This window comes from Arthrobacter rhamnosi (genome assembly GCF_054510975.1).
In genome coordinates this window covers 1-13881 of record NZ_JBTNDN010000004.1, presented here as the reverse complement: position 1 = coordinate 13881, position 13881 = coordinate 1, and the positions used below count along the sequence as shown (strand labels likewise).

The following is a 13881-nucleotide window of genomic DNA, read 5'->3' as shown; positions in this document are numbered from 1 at the left end:
GGCTGCGTTTCACCCGGTCCTACACCCGGCACCCCGGAATGTCGGTACTCTAGGAGGACAACATCATCGAGTGGGAGGCAGCCATGGCGGTCCGGTCCGGGAACGAAAAACATGCTCCGACCCGCAAGTCGGCCTTGGAGGCCGAGCTGCAGGCCGAAGCCCAGCGCCTGCGGACCAGGCTGCAGCCCGTGGTGGAACAGCACAACCTCTACCTCGAGGACGTCGACATCAAGGTCGCCGGCTCCCACCGCACGGTTCACGTCGTCGTGGACCTCCCGGAGGACGCATCGGGAAGCGTGGGGCTCGATGTGATCTCCGCGATCTCGACGGACCTCTCGGCGGCGATGGACAGTGACCCCGAGGATGACGACCGCCCGTACAACCTCGAGATCTCCTCACCCGGGGTGTCCCGTCCCCTCACCGAACCGCGGCACTGGCGCCGCAGCGTGGGGCGTCTGGTCGAGGTCAAGCCTGTGACCGGCGACGTCGTCGTCGGCCGCCTGCAGGACGTCACCGCCACGGGAATCCGGCTGATCCCGAACCTGCCCGTCAAGAAGGGCATGAAGCCGAAGCAGGGCGATCCGCTCGCCCTCGAGTTTTCCAAGATCCGCAAGGGGACCGTCCAGGTCGAATTCGCGCATCTTGAGGACGAACACCACGAGAACAGCGATGGGGCCGATCCGGACATCTCCGGCGCCGTGCACCCCGCGTAAGGAGACCTACATGGACATTGATATGAGCGCGCTGAGGCTCCTCGAGCACGAGCGCGAGATCCCGCTGGACAAGCTGGTGCCCACGATCGAGCAGGCACTGCTCATCGCGTACCACCGCACCCCCGGCGCCCACGAGACCGCCCGCGCCGAGCTCGACCGGCGCAACGGCCACGTCACCATCTGGGCGACGGAGAAGGACGACGACGGCGAGACCGTCGGCGAATTCGACGACACGCCCAGCGGATTCGGCCGCATCGCCGCGAGCACCGCGCGCCAGGTCATCCTCCAGCGGCTGCGCGACGCCGAGGACGACAACATCCTCGGTGAATTCCGGGGCAAGGAAGGCGAACTCGTCGCCGGCATGATCCAGCAGGGCACCAACCCGCACATGATCCAGGTCAACCTGGGATCGGTGGAGGCCGTGCTGCCGCCGCCGGAGCAGGTGCCGGGGGAGAAGTACCTGCACGGCACCCGGCTGCGGGCGTTCGTCGTCGACGTGCACCGCGGCATGAAGGGCCCCTCCATCACCCTGTCCCGCTCGCACCCGGGCCTCGTCCGGAAGCTCTTCGAACTCGAGGTCCCGGAGATCGCGGACAAGACGGTCGAGATCGTGGCCCTGGCCCGTGAGGCGGGGCACCGCACCAAGATCGCCGTGAAGGCCAACGTCCCGGGCGTGAACGCCAAGGGCGCCTGCATCGGGGAGATGGGCACGCGTGTCCGTGCCGTCATGAACGAGCTGAACGACGAGAAGATCGACATCGTCGACTACAACGACGACGCTGCGGCGTTCATCGCGAGCTCGCTGTCGCCGTCGCGCGTCACCTCGGTGACGATCACGGACGAGGCCACGAGGTCCGCGCGCGTCGTCGTGCCGGACTACCAGCTGTCCCTCGCGATCGGCAAGGAAGGCCAGAACGCCCGCCTCGCCGCGAAGCTCACGGGCTGGCGGATCGACATCGTGTCCGACGCGGCGAAGCCGGCCTCGGCCGCGAAGGCCTAGGCCGGCCGGTCTTCCGGCGGGGCCGGAAGGGGTAGAATGGACAGAACTGATGTCGGGTCGCGCCCGGAAGACTCTGCTCACCGAGAAAACACCGCTCACCGAGAAGAGTCCGGGCACCAGCCGGTGGACACTCATCCGATACGCACCTGCGTGGGATGCCGCCGGCGGGACCGCCAGTCACACGTGATGCGGGTTGTTGCACGACCGATCGACGGGCAGGATGTCGCCGTCATCGATGAGCGGCGCCGGCTATCCGGACGGGGTGCTTGGCTGCACCCCGACCCGGCATGCATGGAAACGGCCGTCAAGCGGAGAGCCTTTCACAGGGCCTTCCGCCGGCCGGTGGACACTGCGCAGTTGGCAGCGGACTTCCAGGCACACCTGGAGCGTCGAGATGAACGCTCCGATTCACCACCGTCCTCCCGGAAAGCGGGTCAGTACCCTCATGGAAACCCGATGAGAACCCAGCGATGAGTGCGCAACGATGATCAATCCGTTGCGCTCTGCATTCGATCTACCAGGCGCCCTAGCGGCTGGGATCAGCAGTAGGAAATAGACGGTTCGTGCCTGACTCGGTGCGGACCGAGACAGGAGAAATGTGGCCAAGGTCCGCGTACATGAGCTTGCGAAAGAGCTCGGTATAACCTCGAAAGACGCAGTTGCGAAACTGCAGGAACTGGGCGAGTTCGTCCGGTCAGCCTCATCCACCATCGAGGCCCCCGTCGTGAAGAAACTTCGCGGCGCATTCCCCGCCGGCGGCACCAAGCCCGCCGCGGCCCCCGCCCCCTCACGCCCCGCGGCCCCCGCGCCGTCGGGCCCGAAGCCGGGCGCTGCCCAGGCCGCGCCGGAGGCACCCGCCCCCGCCGCTCCCGCAGCACCCTCCACCCCTGCCGCCCCGGCCGCTCCGGCTGCCCCCCAGGCATCACCGTTCTCGAACGGTTCCGCTCCCGCGGAAACCCCCGCTCCGGCGGAGGCACCCGCTCCCGCAGCGCAGGACACTCCTGCCCCGGCTGCACAGAGCACCCCCGCACCTGAGCAGCAGGGCACGCAGGGCTCGACGCCGGGCGCCCGTCCGGCTCCGCGTCCCGCCACGCCGCCCGCTGCTCCTGCCGCGGGTACCACCCGTCCTTCGGGTGCCCGTCCCGGTGCAGCGCCGCGTCCGGGCAACAACCCGTTCGCGCCCTCGCAGGGCATGGGTTCCCGCCGTGGCGAGACCGACCGTGGTGCGGACCGCACGTCGGAGCGTCCGCCGCGTCCGGGCAACAACCCGTTCGCACCCTCGCAGGGCATGCCCCGGCCCGGTCGCCGTGACGACGCCCAGCAGCGTCCCGCCGCGGGTCCGGGTGGGCCCCGTCCCGCAGCCGGTGCGGGTGGACCCCGTCCCGCAGCAGGCGCCGGCGGACCCCGCCCGGGCGCACCGCGTCCCGGTGCTCCCCGTCCGGCCGGAGCCCCCGGCTCACGTCCCACCCCGGGCATGATGCCCAACCGCACCGAACGTCCCGCTGCCCCCGGCCGTGGTGCCCCCGGTGCAGGAGCCGGTCCGCGCCGCGGTCCCGGTGGAGCACCTGCCAGCCCCAGCGGTGCACCCGCCGGCGGCGGCTTCGGCAAGGGCGGTCGCGGACGCGGCGGCACTGCCGGTGCCTTCGGCAAGGGTGGAGCCGGCCGTGGCAAGCAGCGCAAGTCGAAGCGGGCGAAGCGGCAGGAACTGGAGCAGATGTCGGCTCCTTCGCTGGGTGGCGTGAGCGTACCCCGCGGAGACGGCAACACCATCGTGCGCCTGCGCCGCGGCTCGTCCATCACGGACTTCGCCGACAAGATCGAGGCGAACCCCGCCGCACTGGTCACCGTGCTGTTCCACCTCGGTGAGATGGCCACGGCGACGCAGTCGCTGGACGAGGACACCTTCGAGGTGCTCGGCACGGAACTCGGCTACAAGATCCAGGTCGTCTCACCCGAGGACGAGGAGCGCGAGCTCCTCAGCAGCTTCGACATCGACTTCGACGCCGAGCTGGCAGCCGAGGGCGACGAGGAGCTCGAGGTGCGTCCGCCGGTCGTCACGGTCATGGGCCACGTCGACCACGGTAAGACGCGACTGCTCGATGCGATCCGCAACACCAAGGTCGTCGAGGGCGAGCACGGCGGTATCACCCAGCACATCGGTGCGTACCAGATCCAGCACGTCCACGAGGACAGCACGCGTGCCATCACCTTCATCGACACCCCGGGCCACGAGGCGTTCACCGCCATGCGTGCCCGTGGTGCGAAGGTCACGGACATCGCGGTGCTGGTCGTCGCGGCCGACGACGGCGTCATGCCCCAGACCGTTGAGGCGCTGAACCACGCCCAGGCGGCCAACGTGCCGATCGTCGTGGCGGTCAACAAGATGGACAAGGAAGGCGCGAACCCGGACAAGGTCAAGGGCCAGCTCACCGAGTACGGCCTGGTGCCCGAGGAGTACGGCGGCGACACGATGTTCGTGCACGTCTCCGCCCTCCAGGGCGTCGGCATCGACGACCTCCTCGAGGCCGTCCTGCTCACCGCGGACGCGGCCCTCGACATGCGGGCCAACCCGAACAAGGACGCCCGCGGTATCGCGATCGAAGCCAACCTCGACCGCGGACGCGGTGCCGTCGCGACGGTGCTCGTCCAGTCCGGAACGCTGAACGTGGGTGACACGATCGTCGCCGGCACGGCGCACGGCCGTGTGCGTGCCATGTTCGACGAGAACGGCGACATCGTCACGAAGGCGGAGCCGTCGCGACCGGTCCAGGTCCTGGGTCTGTCCAACGTGCCCCGTGCAGGTGACACGTTCTTCGTCACCGACGACGAGCGCACCGCCCGCCAGATCGCCGAGAAGCGCGAAGCCGCGGACCGCAACGCGGCCCTCGCCAAGCGCCGCAAGCGCATCAGCCTCGAGGACTTCGACCAGGCCGTCGCCGAGGGCAAGGTCGACACCCTCAACCTCATCCTCAAGGGTGACGTGTCGGGTGCCGTCGAGGCCCTGGAGGACTCGCTGCTCAAGATCGACGTCGGAGAGGGCGTGCAGCTGCGCGTCATCCACCGCGGCGTCGGTGCGATCACCCAGAACGACGTCAACCTGGCGACCGTCGACAACGCGATCATCATCGGCTTCAACGTCAAGCCCGCGGAACGCGTCGCGGACCTTGCCGAGCGTGAAGGCGTGGACATGCGCTTCTACTCGGTCATCTACGCCGCCATCGACGACATCGAGCTCGCCCTCAAGGGCATGCTCAAGCCGGAGTACGAGGAGGTGCAGCTCGGAACCGCAGAGGTCCGCGAGGTGTTCCGCTCCTCGAAGTTCGGCAACATCGCCGGTTCGATCGTCCGCTCGGGCATCATCCGACGCAACACGAGGGCGCGCGTCCTCCGTGACGGCAAGGTCATCGGGGACAACCTCTCCGTGGACTCGCTCAAGCGGTTCAAGGACGACGCCACCGAAGTCCGCACGGACTTCGAGTGTGGTATCGGCCTGGGCTCGTTCAACGACGTCAAGGAAGGCGACACCATCGAGACCTTCGAGATGCGGGAGAAGCCCCGCGTCTAGGAGGTAGGTCAGCACAGGCGCCCTGGTTCTCCCGGGCGCCTGTGCTGTCATACAGCCGGAGCCCGCACGGCGGGTTCCCCACCCTCATCCGCTTCCCTAGGAGTATCAGCAATGGCAGATCCGGCCCGCGCCGCGCGGCTCGCGCAGCGCATCAAAGTCATCGTCGCGGAGGCGCTGCGGCGCCGTGTGAAGGACCCCCGGCTGGAAGCCGTGACCATCACCGACGCCCGCGTCACCAACGACCTGCAGCACGCGACGCTGTACTACACGGTGCTGGGGGATCCGGAGGAGCAGCAGGCCACGCGGATGGCACTCGAGTCCGCCCGCGGCGTCCTGCGCGCCGAGGTGGGCAGGAACATCACGGCCCGCCTGACGCCGACGCTCGAATTCGTCCCCGACGAGGTGCCGGTCAACGCCAGCCACCTCGAGGAGCTGCTGCAGAAGGCCCGCGAGCGCGACGCCGAGGTGGCAGCGATCGCCCAGGGCGCGGACTTCGCGGGGGACGCCGATCCCTACCGCACCTCCGACGAGGACGAGGCCGGGCGCTAGCCCTCCCGGCTCCCGTTCCGGGCCATACACCAGAAAGGCAGCCGACCTGCGGGTCGGCTGCCTTCTGTCGTTTCCGGGGGACCACTCAGGCGCGGGGAGCGGGGAGCCGGGACAGCCCCTCGACGAGCTCGTCCCTCCTGCCGCAGAGGGCGATCCGCACCCAGCCCTCGCCCATCGACCCGAAGGCCGTGCCCGGCGCGAGCGCGACGCCCCGCTCCGCGAGGAACGCCCTGGTCCAAGCCCGGACGTCCCCGTCCGTGGCGTGGGAGAGGTCGGCCCACAGGTAGAAGGCGCCGCGGGCGTCGAGGTAGCTGATCCCGCGCTCGTCCAGCACGGCGGTGGCCGCATCCCGGTTGGCGCGGTAGTGGTCGAGGGCGGTCCGGACGTAGTCCTGCGGACCGGTCAGAGCGGCGACGCCGGCGTACTGCGAGGGACCCGAGACGCAGGACACGGTGGCCTCCATGACGTTGCTGAGGAGCGGTTCCATCCCGGGCGGCGTGACGAGCGCGCCGATGCGGAGACCTGTCAGTCCGTACGTCTTGGACAGCGTGAGGGAGGTGAGGACGCGGGCCTCGACGGCCTCCGGGACGGCTTCGGGCCCACCGGCGTCGAAGCGTGCGGGGCTGACATGGGGCACGTCGTAGGTGAAGGCCTCGTAGCACTCGTCCGAGATGATCCACAGGTCGTTCTCATGGGCGAACCGGACGAGCTCCCGCGTGAGGTCGGAGTCGAAGACCGAGCCGAGGGGATTCGACGGCGAGTTGAGCATGAGCACCTTCGTGCGTGTGGTCACGAGCCGCCGCAGGTCCTCGATGAGGGGCTGGAAGCCGTGGTGCGGCACCAGGGGGTAGGGCACGGGGACGCCGCCGAGCAGCCCCACGGTCATGGTGAACGTCGGATACCCCGGGTCGGGGATGAGCACCTCGTCCCCGGCCGCGATGAGCGTGCTGAGCGCCAGGTGCAGTCCCTGCTGGGCACCTGCGACGACGAAGACGCGGGAGGGGTCGTCGTCGACCCCGGACATGGACGCGAACCGCTCGGCGAACGCGGCCCTGAGCGGGGCGATGCCCGCATTGGGCGTGTAGTTCGTGTCGTCCCGGTCGAGGGCCGCCATGGCCGCCTCGAGCACGTGCCGTGCGACGGGGAACGCGGGCTCGCCGATGCTGAGGACGATGGAATCGGGAGTGGCCCATGCCGCCTGCGTGATCTCGCGGATCTGGTTGACCGGGACATTCACCACGTGGGCTGGAGCGGAAGGCATACGCAGGATCGTATCGCGAGGCGGGCGGGCGCCAGAGAGCGCGCAGCAGCGACCCTATACTGGGAGGCGTGAATTCCGGGCAGGTCCACTCAGGGCTGATTATCGTGGACAAGCCTCAGGGCTGGACCAGTCATGACGTCGTGGGGCGCATGCGCCGCCTCGCGGGAACCCGCAAGGTGGGCCACGCCGGAACCCTCGACCCCATGGCCACCGGCGTCCTGGTGATCGGCATCAACCGCGCCACGCGCCTGCTGACCTTCATCGTGGGCACGTCGAAGACCTACACCGCCACCATTCGGCTCGGACAGTCGACCCTCACGGACGACGCCGAAGGCGAGGTCACGGGCGGGAGCATCGCCGCGGCCGTGACCGAGGAGGACATCCGGACGGCGGTCGCCCGGCTGACGGGTGAGATCCAGCAGGTGCCGAGCAGCGTCAGCGCCATCAAGGTCAAGGGCGAGAGGTCCTACGCCCGGGTCCGCGCCGGCGGGGAGGTGGACCTCCCCGCACGTCCCGTCACCGTGCACCGGTTCGACGTCCACGGGATCCGCCGGGTCAGCAACGGGCGGCTGCAGGACGTGGATGTGACCGTCGAATGCAGTTCGGGCACCTACATCCGGGCCCTCGCCCGCGACCTCGGGGAAGCCCTCGGCGTGGGAGGCCACCTGACCGCGCTCCGCCGGACCCAGGTGGGGCCCTACTCCATCGAGCAGGCCCGCACCCTCGAGCAGCTCGCTGTGGAGCTGGACGTACTCCCGCTGGACGATGCCGGACGGTCGCTGTTCCCCGTGCGGGAACTGTCCGAGGCGGAGGCAGCGGACGTCTCCCACGGCCGGAAAATCGGGCCCAACGACGAGCCCGACGTCCCGGTCGCCGCCTTCGCCCCGGACGGGACCCTCGTGGCGCTGCTCGAGAACCGCGGGGGAGCCGCCCGCACCGTGCTGGTGTTCGCGCCCGGCGGGAAGGAGTAGCGGTGGATCCCTTCTTCCTCGTCGGGGCGCTCGTCTGCGCGGTCTCCGCCGTGCTCTGCATCGGCGCGGCCCTCGTGCGCCAGCCGCCGAACGACATCACCATTCTCTCCGTCGCGGCCGTCGAGCTCTTCCTCCTGGCGTACACGGTGGCTGCCGGAATCCGCCAGCTCACGGGGGAGCCCGTGCTGGGGGAGGCCTGGGAGTTCTGGGGGTACCTCCTGACAGCGCTCCTGGTGCCCGTCGGCACCTTCTGGTGGTCCATCCTCGAGAGGACGCGCTGGAGCAATTTCGTACTGGCCGCGGCCGGGCTGACGGTCTTCGTCATGCTCTTCCGCATGGAGCAGATCTGGGATGGGGTGGCCGGCCTGTGAACGGTCGACGGAACGAGGGATCGCCCGCGGGGCGCGTCGGTGCAGCGGACGCGGATGCCGCGGGTGCGGGGGGCACGAGCCGCGCGCGGGGCCCCGGCCGCCTGCTGATCGCCGTCTACGGAGTCTTCGCGCTGGCCGCGACCGCGCGCGCCGGCTTCCAGATCGCGACGAAGTTCTCCGAGGCCCCGCTCGCGTACCTCCTCTCGGCAGTGGCCGCGGTGGTCTACATCGTGGCGACGGTCTCCCTCGCACGGGGCGGGACGCGCGCGTACGCCGTCTCCGTCGTCGCCGTCACCACCGAGCTCGTCGGTGTGGTCTCGGTGGGCCTCCTCAGCGTCCTGGATCCGCAGGCCTTCCCGAGCGAGACCGTTTGGTCCGCCTTCGGTCGTGGCTACGGATTCGTCCCCCTGGTCCTCCCGATCCTGGGGCTGGTCTGGCTGCGCAGGAACAGGCCGGGTCAGCGCCGCCGGAAATAGGTCCCTGGTGCCTGCGGCCCGTGAGAGTATGGCGCTACAGCACCGATCCAGCCTGCCTCCAGGGAGCGACATGACCAGCAACAGCCCCGAGCACGACGAATCCACCGGATCGGGAGCCGGGCGGTCCTCGTCGTCCGATGCCCCCAGCTCGTCCGACGCCCGCAGCGCCGGCGGCGCAGGGTCGATCCCCTCCGGCAGCCCATCCGGTATTCCCTCCGGAGACCGCGACCGGGTCGCGCCGGGAGAACCGATCCAGCGCGGCAAGGCCGCTCCCGCGGGCGGCAAGGGCAGGAAGCCCGGCAAGTCCTCCTCCGGCGGGGACTGGAACGTGTTCCGCACCGTCGTCGTCCTGGTGGGGGTCGTCATCGCCGGGTTCGGTGCCTACTACCTGATCCTCGGCACGGCGGGACTGCCCGAGACGGAAGCCAGCCCCGCCAACCCCACGCTGGAGAGCCAGTTCCGGTTCTTCTCGGCCATGATGGTCGGTGTCGGCGCGGCTTTCATCACGATCGCGGTCAAGTTCCAGTGGGCGAACATGCTCTGGCTCGTCTGCCTCATGGTGTTCGCGGGCGGCATCGGGCGGGTCCTGTCCTGGGCGTTCTCCGGAACCCCCAACTACGTCATGATCGTCCTCATGGTCGTCGAGCTGGCCTTCCCGCCGGCCCTGCTCGTCTGGCACAAGTACATCGCCAAGACGAGCGACCTGCGCCGGGAATTCGCACAGCGCGGCTAGCGGACCCCCTCGCGCAGCGGGCCTCCGCTCCAAGGCGGGCACGGAGGCCCGATGCCGTCCGCGGTGATCGCGTCGGCCATAATGGGGAGCGGCGTCCCGCCGGACACCCGAGGCCGCGGGAATCGGCCGAATCGCGAAGGAGATGCGTGTTCTACTGGAGAGATCTGGACAGTGTGCCCAAGGATTTCGGGCCCTCCGTCCTGACGCTCGGCAACTTCGACGGCGTGCACCGCGGCCACCAGCGCGTCCTGCAGCAGGTCGTCGAAGCGGCGCGGGAGCGTGCCGCGGCCGCCGTCGTCGTGTCCTTCGACCCGCACCCGGCGCAGGTCCACCGGCCGGAGTCTGCGCCGGAGCTGATCATGGGGCTTGACGACCGCGTGGAGACCATCGCCGAGACGGGCATCGACGCCCTGCTCATGATGCGGTACACCCTCGACCTCGCCGCGCACTCGCCGGAGGAGTTCGTCGAACGCGTCTTCGTGAAGGCCCTGAAGGCCCGGGCCGTGGTGATCGGCCATGATGTCCGGTTCGGCAGGGGCAACAGCGGTGACCTCGACACCATGCGCGACCTCGGCCGGACGCTCGGCTTCGAGGTCATCGCCATCGAGGACTTCGGTGCGAGCTACCCCGTGGACGCCACGGACGACGACGGCGACAGGCGCTGCTCCTCGACCTGGGTGCGGGAAGCACTCGAAGCCGGAGAGGTCGGAACCGCGGCGAGGATCCTGGGCCGCCCCCACCGCATGCGCGGAGAGGTGGTCCACGGGGCAGCCCGCGGGCGGGAACTCGGGTACCCCACGGCGAACCTGGCGGCCTCCTCCCAGGGCTTCATCCCGGCCGACGGCATCTACGCCGGCTGGCTCGTCGACGAGGCGGGCACCCGGTGGCCGGCGGCCATCTCCGTCGGGTCCAATCCCACCTTCGACGGTGTGGACCGGCAGGTCGAGGCCCATGTGATCAACCGTCCGCCCGAGCGCGTCCAGGACTTCGACCTCTACGGGCAGGCGATCATCGTCGAATTCGTCGAGCGGCTACGGGGCCAGGTCGCCTACACCGGGCCCGAGGCCCTGATCGAGCAGATGAAACTCGATGTCGACAGGGCCCGTGGGCTGCTTTCGACAGAACAACGGCCCAGACGCTAAACTGGGCACAGGTCCGGCTGCAGTCCGTGGTGGCTGGATTTTTCTGTGACGTCGTGCAAACGATGCTCAGCACTTGTTCACGGTACAACTCTAGGAGTTACTCGTGGCCCTTGACGCCGCCATCAAGCAGGAAATCATCAAGGAATACGCCCTGGCCGAAGGTGACACCGGTTCACCCGAGGTCCAGATCGCGATGCTTTCCCGTCGTATCCTCGACCTGACCGAGCACCTGAAGATGCACAAGCACGATCACCACACGCGTCGTGGCCTGCTTCTTCTCGTCGGTCGCCGCCGTCGCCTGCTGGACTACCTGCGGGACACCGACATCGCGCGTTACCGTTCGCTCATCGAGCGCCTGGGTCTGCGTCGATAAGTAGCATCAAGTAGCATCGGAAGGCGGCATCTTCTCCCCTGGAGAGGGAGCCGCCTTCTCTGCTAGGTAGAAGTACGGGCCCCTCCGCCGCGGCCCGGTTCCGGACACCGGAGCACCAGGCGGGCGGACCCCGTGTCCGCAGCCAGCAGTATCAGCACGACCTGCACCAGCAGGACCACCGCACAACAGGAGTCAACCGGCACCGCGCATTCGCGGTCCTCGGTAGTGGTCTCCGGAGCGCACCTGCGTTCCGTGGATCTCGATCGAAGACCGGGTGCTGTGGCCCGCCCATGAGGGGCGGGGCCACGTCGGGTGCCGATTGCCTCCGATACCGAGAAACGGAGGTGACTCTCTTGGAGGGTCCCGAAATCCAGTTCGCCGAAGCAGTGATCGACAACGGTCGCTTCGGAACACGCACCGTCCGGTTCGAGACCGGACGCCTCGCCCAGCAGGCCGCCGGCTCCGCCATGGTCTACATCGACGAGGACACCGCACTGCTCTCGGCCACCACGGCCGGCAAGTCTCCCCGCGAAGGCTTCGACTTCTTCCCGCTGACGGTCGACGTCGAAGAGCGCATGTACGCCGCGGGCCGCATCCCGGGCTCGTTCTTCCGCCGCGAGGGCCGTCCCTCCACGGAGGCCATCCTGGCCTGCCGCCTGATGGACCGCCCCCTCCGCCCAGCGTTCGTCAAGGGCCTGCGCAACGAGGTCCAGGTCGTCGTGACCGTCCTCGCGATCAACCCCGACGTCCGCTACGACGTCGTGGCCATCAACGCCGCGTCCATGTCCACGCAGCTGTCCGGCCTGCCCTTCTCGGGACCGATCGGCGGCGTCCGCGTGGCCCTCGTCTCGGACGGCAGCGGCAACGACCAGTGGATCGCCTTCCCGAAGCACTCGGAGCTCGAGAACTCCGTCTTCGACATGGTGGTTGCCGGGCGCATCGCCGGTGACGACGTCGCGATCATGATGGTCGAGGCCGAGGCCACCGACAACTCGTGGAACCTGATCAAGGAGAACGGCGCGACCGCTCCCACGGAGGAGGTCGTGGCCGACGGCCTCGAGGCCGCCAAGCCGTTCATCCGTGCCCTGTGCGAGGCGCAGGCAGACCTCGCCGGGCGCGCCGCCAAGCCGACCGTCGAGTTCCCCGTCTTCCTCGACTACCAGGACGACGTCTACGCCGCCATCGAGTCGGCCGGCGCGGAGAAGCTGTCCCAGGTCTTCCAGATCGCGGACAAGCAGGAGCGCGGAAGTGCCACCGACGCCCTCAAGTCCGAGCTGATGGACGCTCTCGGCGGGCAGTTCGAGGGACGCGAGAACGAGCTGTCCGCAGCGTTCCGCTCGCTCACCAAGGCCGTCGTCCGCCAGCGCATCCTCAAGGACCAGGTCCGCATCGACGGCCGTGGCCTGAGCGACATCCGCAAGCTCACCGCCGAGGTCGAGGTCCTGCCGCGCGTGCATGGTTCGGCGATCTTCGAGCGCGGCGAGACCCAGATCATGGGTGTCACCACGCTCAACATGCTCAAGATGGAGCAGCAGATCGATTCGCTGTCGCCCGTCACGCGCAAGCGCTACATGCACAACTACAACTTCCCGCCGTACTCCACCGGTGAGACCGGCCGTGTCGGTTCGCCGAAGCGCCGCGAGATCGGCCACGGAGCACTGGCGGAGCGTGCACTCGTGCCCGTCCTGCCGAGCCGCGAGGAGTTCCCCTACGCGATCCGCCAGGTGTCCGAGGCCCTCAGCTCCAACGGTTCGACGTCGATGGGCTCGGTCTGCGCCTCCACGCTGTCCCTGCTCAACGCCGGTGTGCCCCTCCGCGCGCCCGTCGCCGGTATCGCCATGGGCCTCGTGTCCGACGTCGTCGACGGCCAGACGCGCTACGCGGCGCTGACCGACATCCTCGGCGCCGAGGACGCATTCGGTGACATGGACTTCAAGGTCGCCGGTACGTCGGAGTTCGTCACGGCGATCCAGCTCGACACCAAGCTCGACGGCATCCCCGCCTCGGTGCTCGCTGCCGCGCTGAAGCAGGCCCGCGAAGCACGCCTGCACATCCTCGGCGTCCTGCAGGCCGCGATCGACACCCCGGACGAGCTCTCCGAGTTCGCACCGCGGATCATCTCGGTCAAGATCCCCGTGGACAAGATCGGCGAGGTCATCGGCCCCAAGGGCAAGATGATCAACCAGATCCAGGAGGACACCGGAGCCGACATCTCGATCGAGGACGACGGCACCGTGCTGATCGGCGCCACGAACGGCGAGTCGGCCGAGGCTGCGCGCGCGGCGGTCAACGCCATCGCCAACCCGCAGGTCCCCGAGATCGGTGAGCGCTACCTGGGCACGGTCGTCAAGACCACCACCTTCGGCGCCTTCGTCTCGCTGACCCCGGGCAAGGACGGCCTGCTGCACATCTCCGAGCTGCGCAAGCTCGCCGGTGGCAAGCGTGTCGACAACGTCGACGAGATCGTCTCCGTGGGCCAGAAGGTACAGGTCGAGATCACGAAGATCGACGACCGCGGAAAGCTCTCGCTCTCGCCCGTCGTCGCCGAGGACGCCTCCGGGTCGTCCGAGGACGCCGGCATCGAGCTGCCCGAGGTCGCCGTGGGCGAGGACGCCTAGTCCGTCCCGCTCGTCCCGAGCGACCGCGGGACAAGGGGGGGGGGGAGAAGGGGAGGTAGGGGGGAAGGGGGGCGGGTCGTTTTCCTCCCCCCCAAAAAAAAAAAAAAAG

Annotated in this window: 13 protein-coding genes; 12 read left to right on the top strand and 1 reads right to left on the bottom strand. The window is 69.1% G+C overall.

The features are described 5' to 3' along the window. Positions 1-83: 83 nt before the first annotated feature. The 5 genes from ACX80J_RS10635 (at position 84) to rbfA (ending at position 5827) form a co-directional block, all read left to right on the top strand. Entirely contained in the window at positions 84-713 is a 630-nt protein-coding gene (locus ACX80J_RS10635) for a ribosome maturation factor RimP (RefSeq protein WP_459345814.1), read from the top strand. A gap of 10 nt (positions 714-723) precedes the next feature. Continuing rightward, positions 724-1713, top strand: coding sequence for a transcription termination factor NusA (nusA, locus tag ACX80J_RS10630; protein WP_459345815.1), 990 nt, complete (start codon positions 724-726; stop codon positions 1711-1713). Between the two features lie 36 nt (positions 1714-1749). Then, entirely contained in the window at positions 1750-2187 is a 438-nt protein-coding gene (locus ACX80J_RS10625; protein WP_459345816.1) for a YlxR family protein, read from the top strand. Between the two features lie 124 nt (positions 2188-2311). Next, a complete protein-coding gene (infB, locus tag ACX80J_RS10620) occupies positions 2312-5278 on the top strand; it encodes a translation initiation factor IF-2 (protein ID WP_459347747.1) in 2967 nt (988 codons plus the stop codon). A gap of 111 nt (positions 5279-5389) precedes the next feature. Next, on the top strand, positions 5390-5827 hold the full coding sequence (gene rbfA, locus ACX80J_RS10615; protein ID WP_087072133.1) for a 30S ribosome-binding factor RbfA: 438 nt from the start codon (positions 5390-5392) through the stop codon (positions 5825-5827). 85 nt (positions 5828-5912) lie between these two features. On the opposite strand, the gene ACX80J_RS10610 is transcribed toward rbfA, so the two are convergent. After that, entirely contained in the window at positions 5913-7088 is a 1176-nt protein-coding gene (locus tag ACX80J_RS10610) for a pyridoxal phosphate-dependent aminotransferase (protein ID WP_459347746.1), read from the bottom strand. A 68-nt stretch (positions 7089-7156) separates the two neighbouring features. On the opposite strand from ACX80J_RS10610, the gene truB reads away from it, so the two are divergent. The 7 genes from truB (at position 7157) to ACX80J_RS10575 (ending at position 13772) form a co-directional block, all read left to right on the top strand. Next, positions 7157-8059 (top strand): tRNA pseudouridine(55) synthase TruB, encoded by a 903-nt coding sequence (gene truB / locus ACX80J_RS10605; protein ID WP_459347745.1) that lies wholly within the window; start codon positions 7157-7159, stop codon positions 8057-8059. A 2-nt stretch (positions 8060-8061) separates the two neighbouring features. After that, on the top strand, positions 8062-8430 hold the full coding sequence (locus ACX80J_RS10600) for a hypothetical protein (protein ID WP_459345820.1): 369 nt from the start codon (positions 8062-8064) through the stop codon (positions 8428-8430). Next, a complete protein-coding gene (locus ACX80J_RS10595; protein WP_459345821.1) occupies positions 8427-8906 on the top strand; it encodes a hypothetical protein in 480 nt (159 codons plus the stop codon). Before ACX80J_RS10600 ends, ACX80J_RS10595 begins: the two co-directional genes overlap by 4 nt. 70 nt (positions 8907-8976) lie before the next feature. Further along, the gene (locus ACX80J_RS10590) at positions 8977-9639 is read left to right on the top strand and encodes a DUF4345 domain-containing protein (RefSeq protein WP_459347744.1); all 663 of its coding nucleotides are present in this window, start codon (positions 8977-8979) and stop codon (positions 9637-9639) included. 146 nt (positions 9640-9785) lie between these two features. Then, positions 9786-10781: a bifunctional riboflavin kinase/FAD synthetase gene (locus ACX80J_RS10585; RefSeq protein WP_459347743.1), complete on the top strand. Its 996-nt coding sequence runs from the start codon at positions 9786-9788 to the stop codon at positions 10779-10781. A 103-nt stretch (positions 10782-10884) separates the two neighbouring features. Further along, a complete protein-coding gene (gene rpsO, locus ACX80J_RS10580; RefSeq protein WP_301230023.1) occupies positions 10885-11154 on the top strand; it encodes a 30S ribosomal protein S15 in 270 nt (89 codons plus the stop codon). 353 nt (positions 11155-11507) lie between these two features. Continuing rightward, entirely contained in the window at positions 11508-13772 is a 2265-nt protein-coding gene (locus ACX80J_RS10575) for a polyribonucleotide nucleotidyltransferase (protein WP_459347742.1), read from the top strand. Positions 13773-13881 lie beyond the last annotated feature (109 nt).

Bases quoted from the DNA above. Each gene is read 5' to 3' on its own strand.
- ACX80J_RS10635 (WP_459345814.1), top strand. From the start codon at position 84: ATGGCGGTCCGGTCCGGGAACGAAAAACATGCTCCGACCCGCAAGTCG.
- nusA (WP_459345815.1), top strand. From the start codon at position 724: ATGGACATTGATATGAGCGCGCTGAGGCTCCTCGAGCACGAGCGCGAG.
- ACX80J_RS10625 (WP_459345816.1), top strand. From the start codon at position 1,750: ATGGACAGAACTGATGTCGGGTCGCGCCCGGAAGACTCTGCTCACCGA.
- rbfA (WP_087072133.1), top strand. From the start codon at position 5,390: ATGGCAGATCCGGCCCGCGCCGCGCGGCTCGCGCAGCGCATCAAAGTC.
- ACX80J_RS10610 (WP_459347746.1), bottom strand. From the start codon at position 7,088: ATGCCTTCCGCTCCAGCCCACGTGGTGAATGTCCCGGTCAACCAGATC.
- ACX80J_RS10590 (WP_459347744.1), top strand. From the start codon at position 8,977: ATGACCAGCAACAGCCCCGAGCACGACGAATCCACCGGATCGGGAGCC.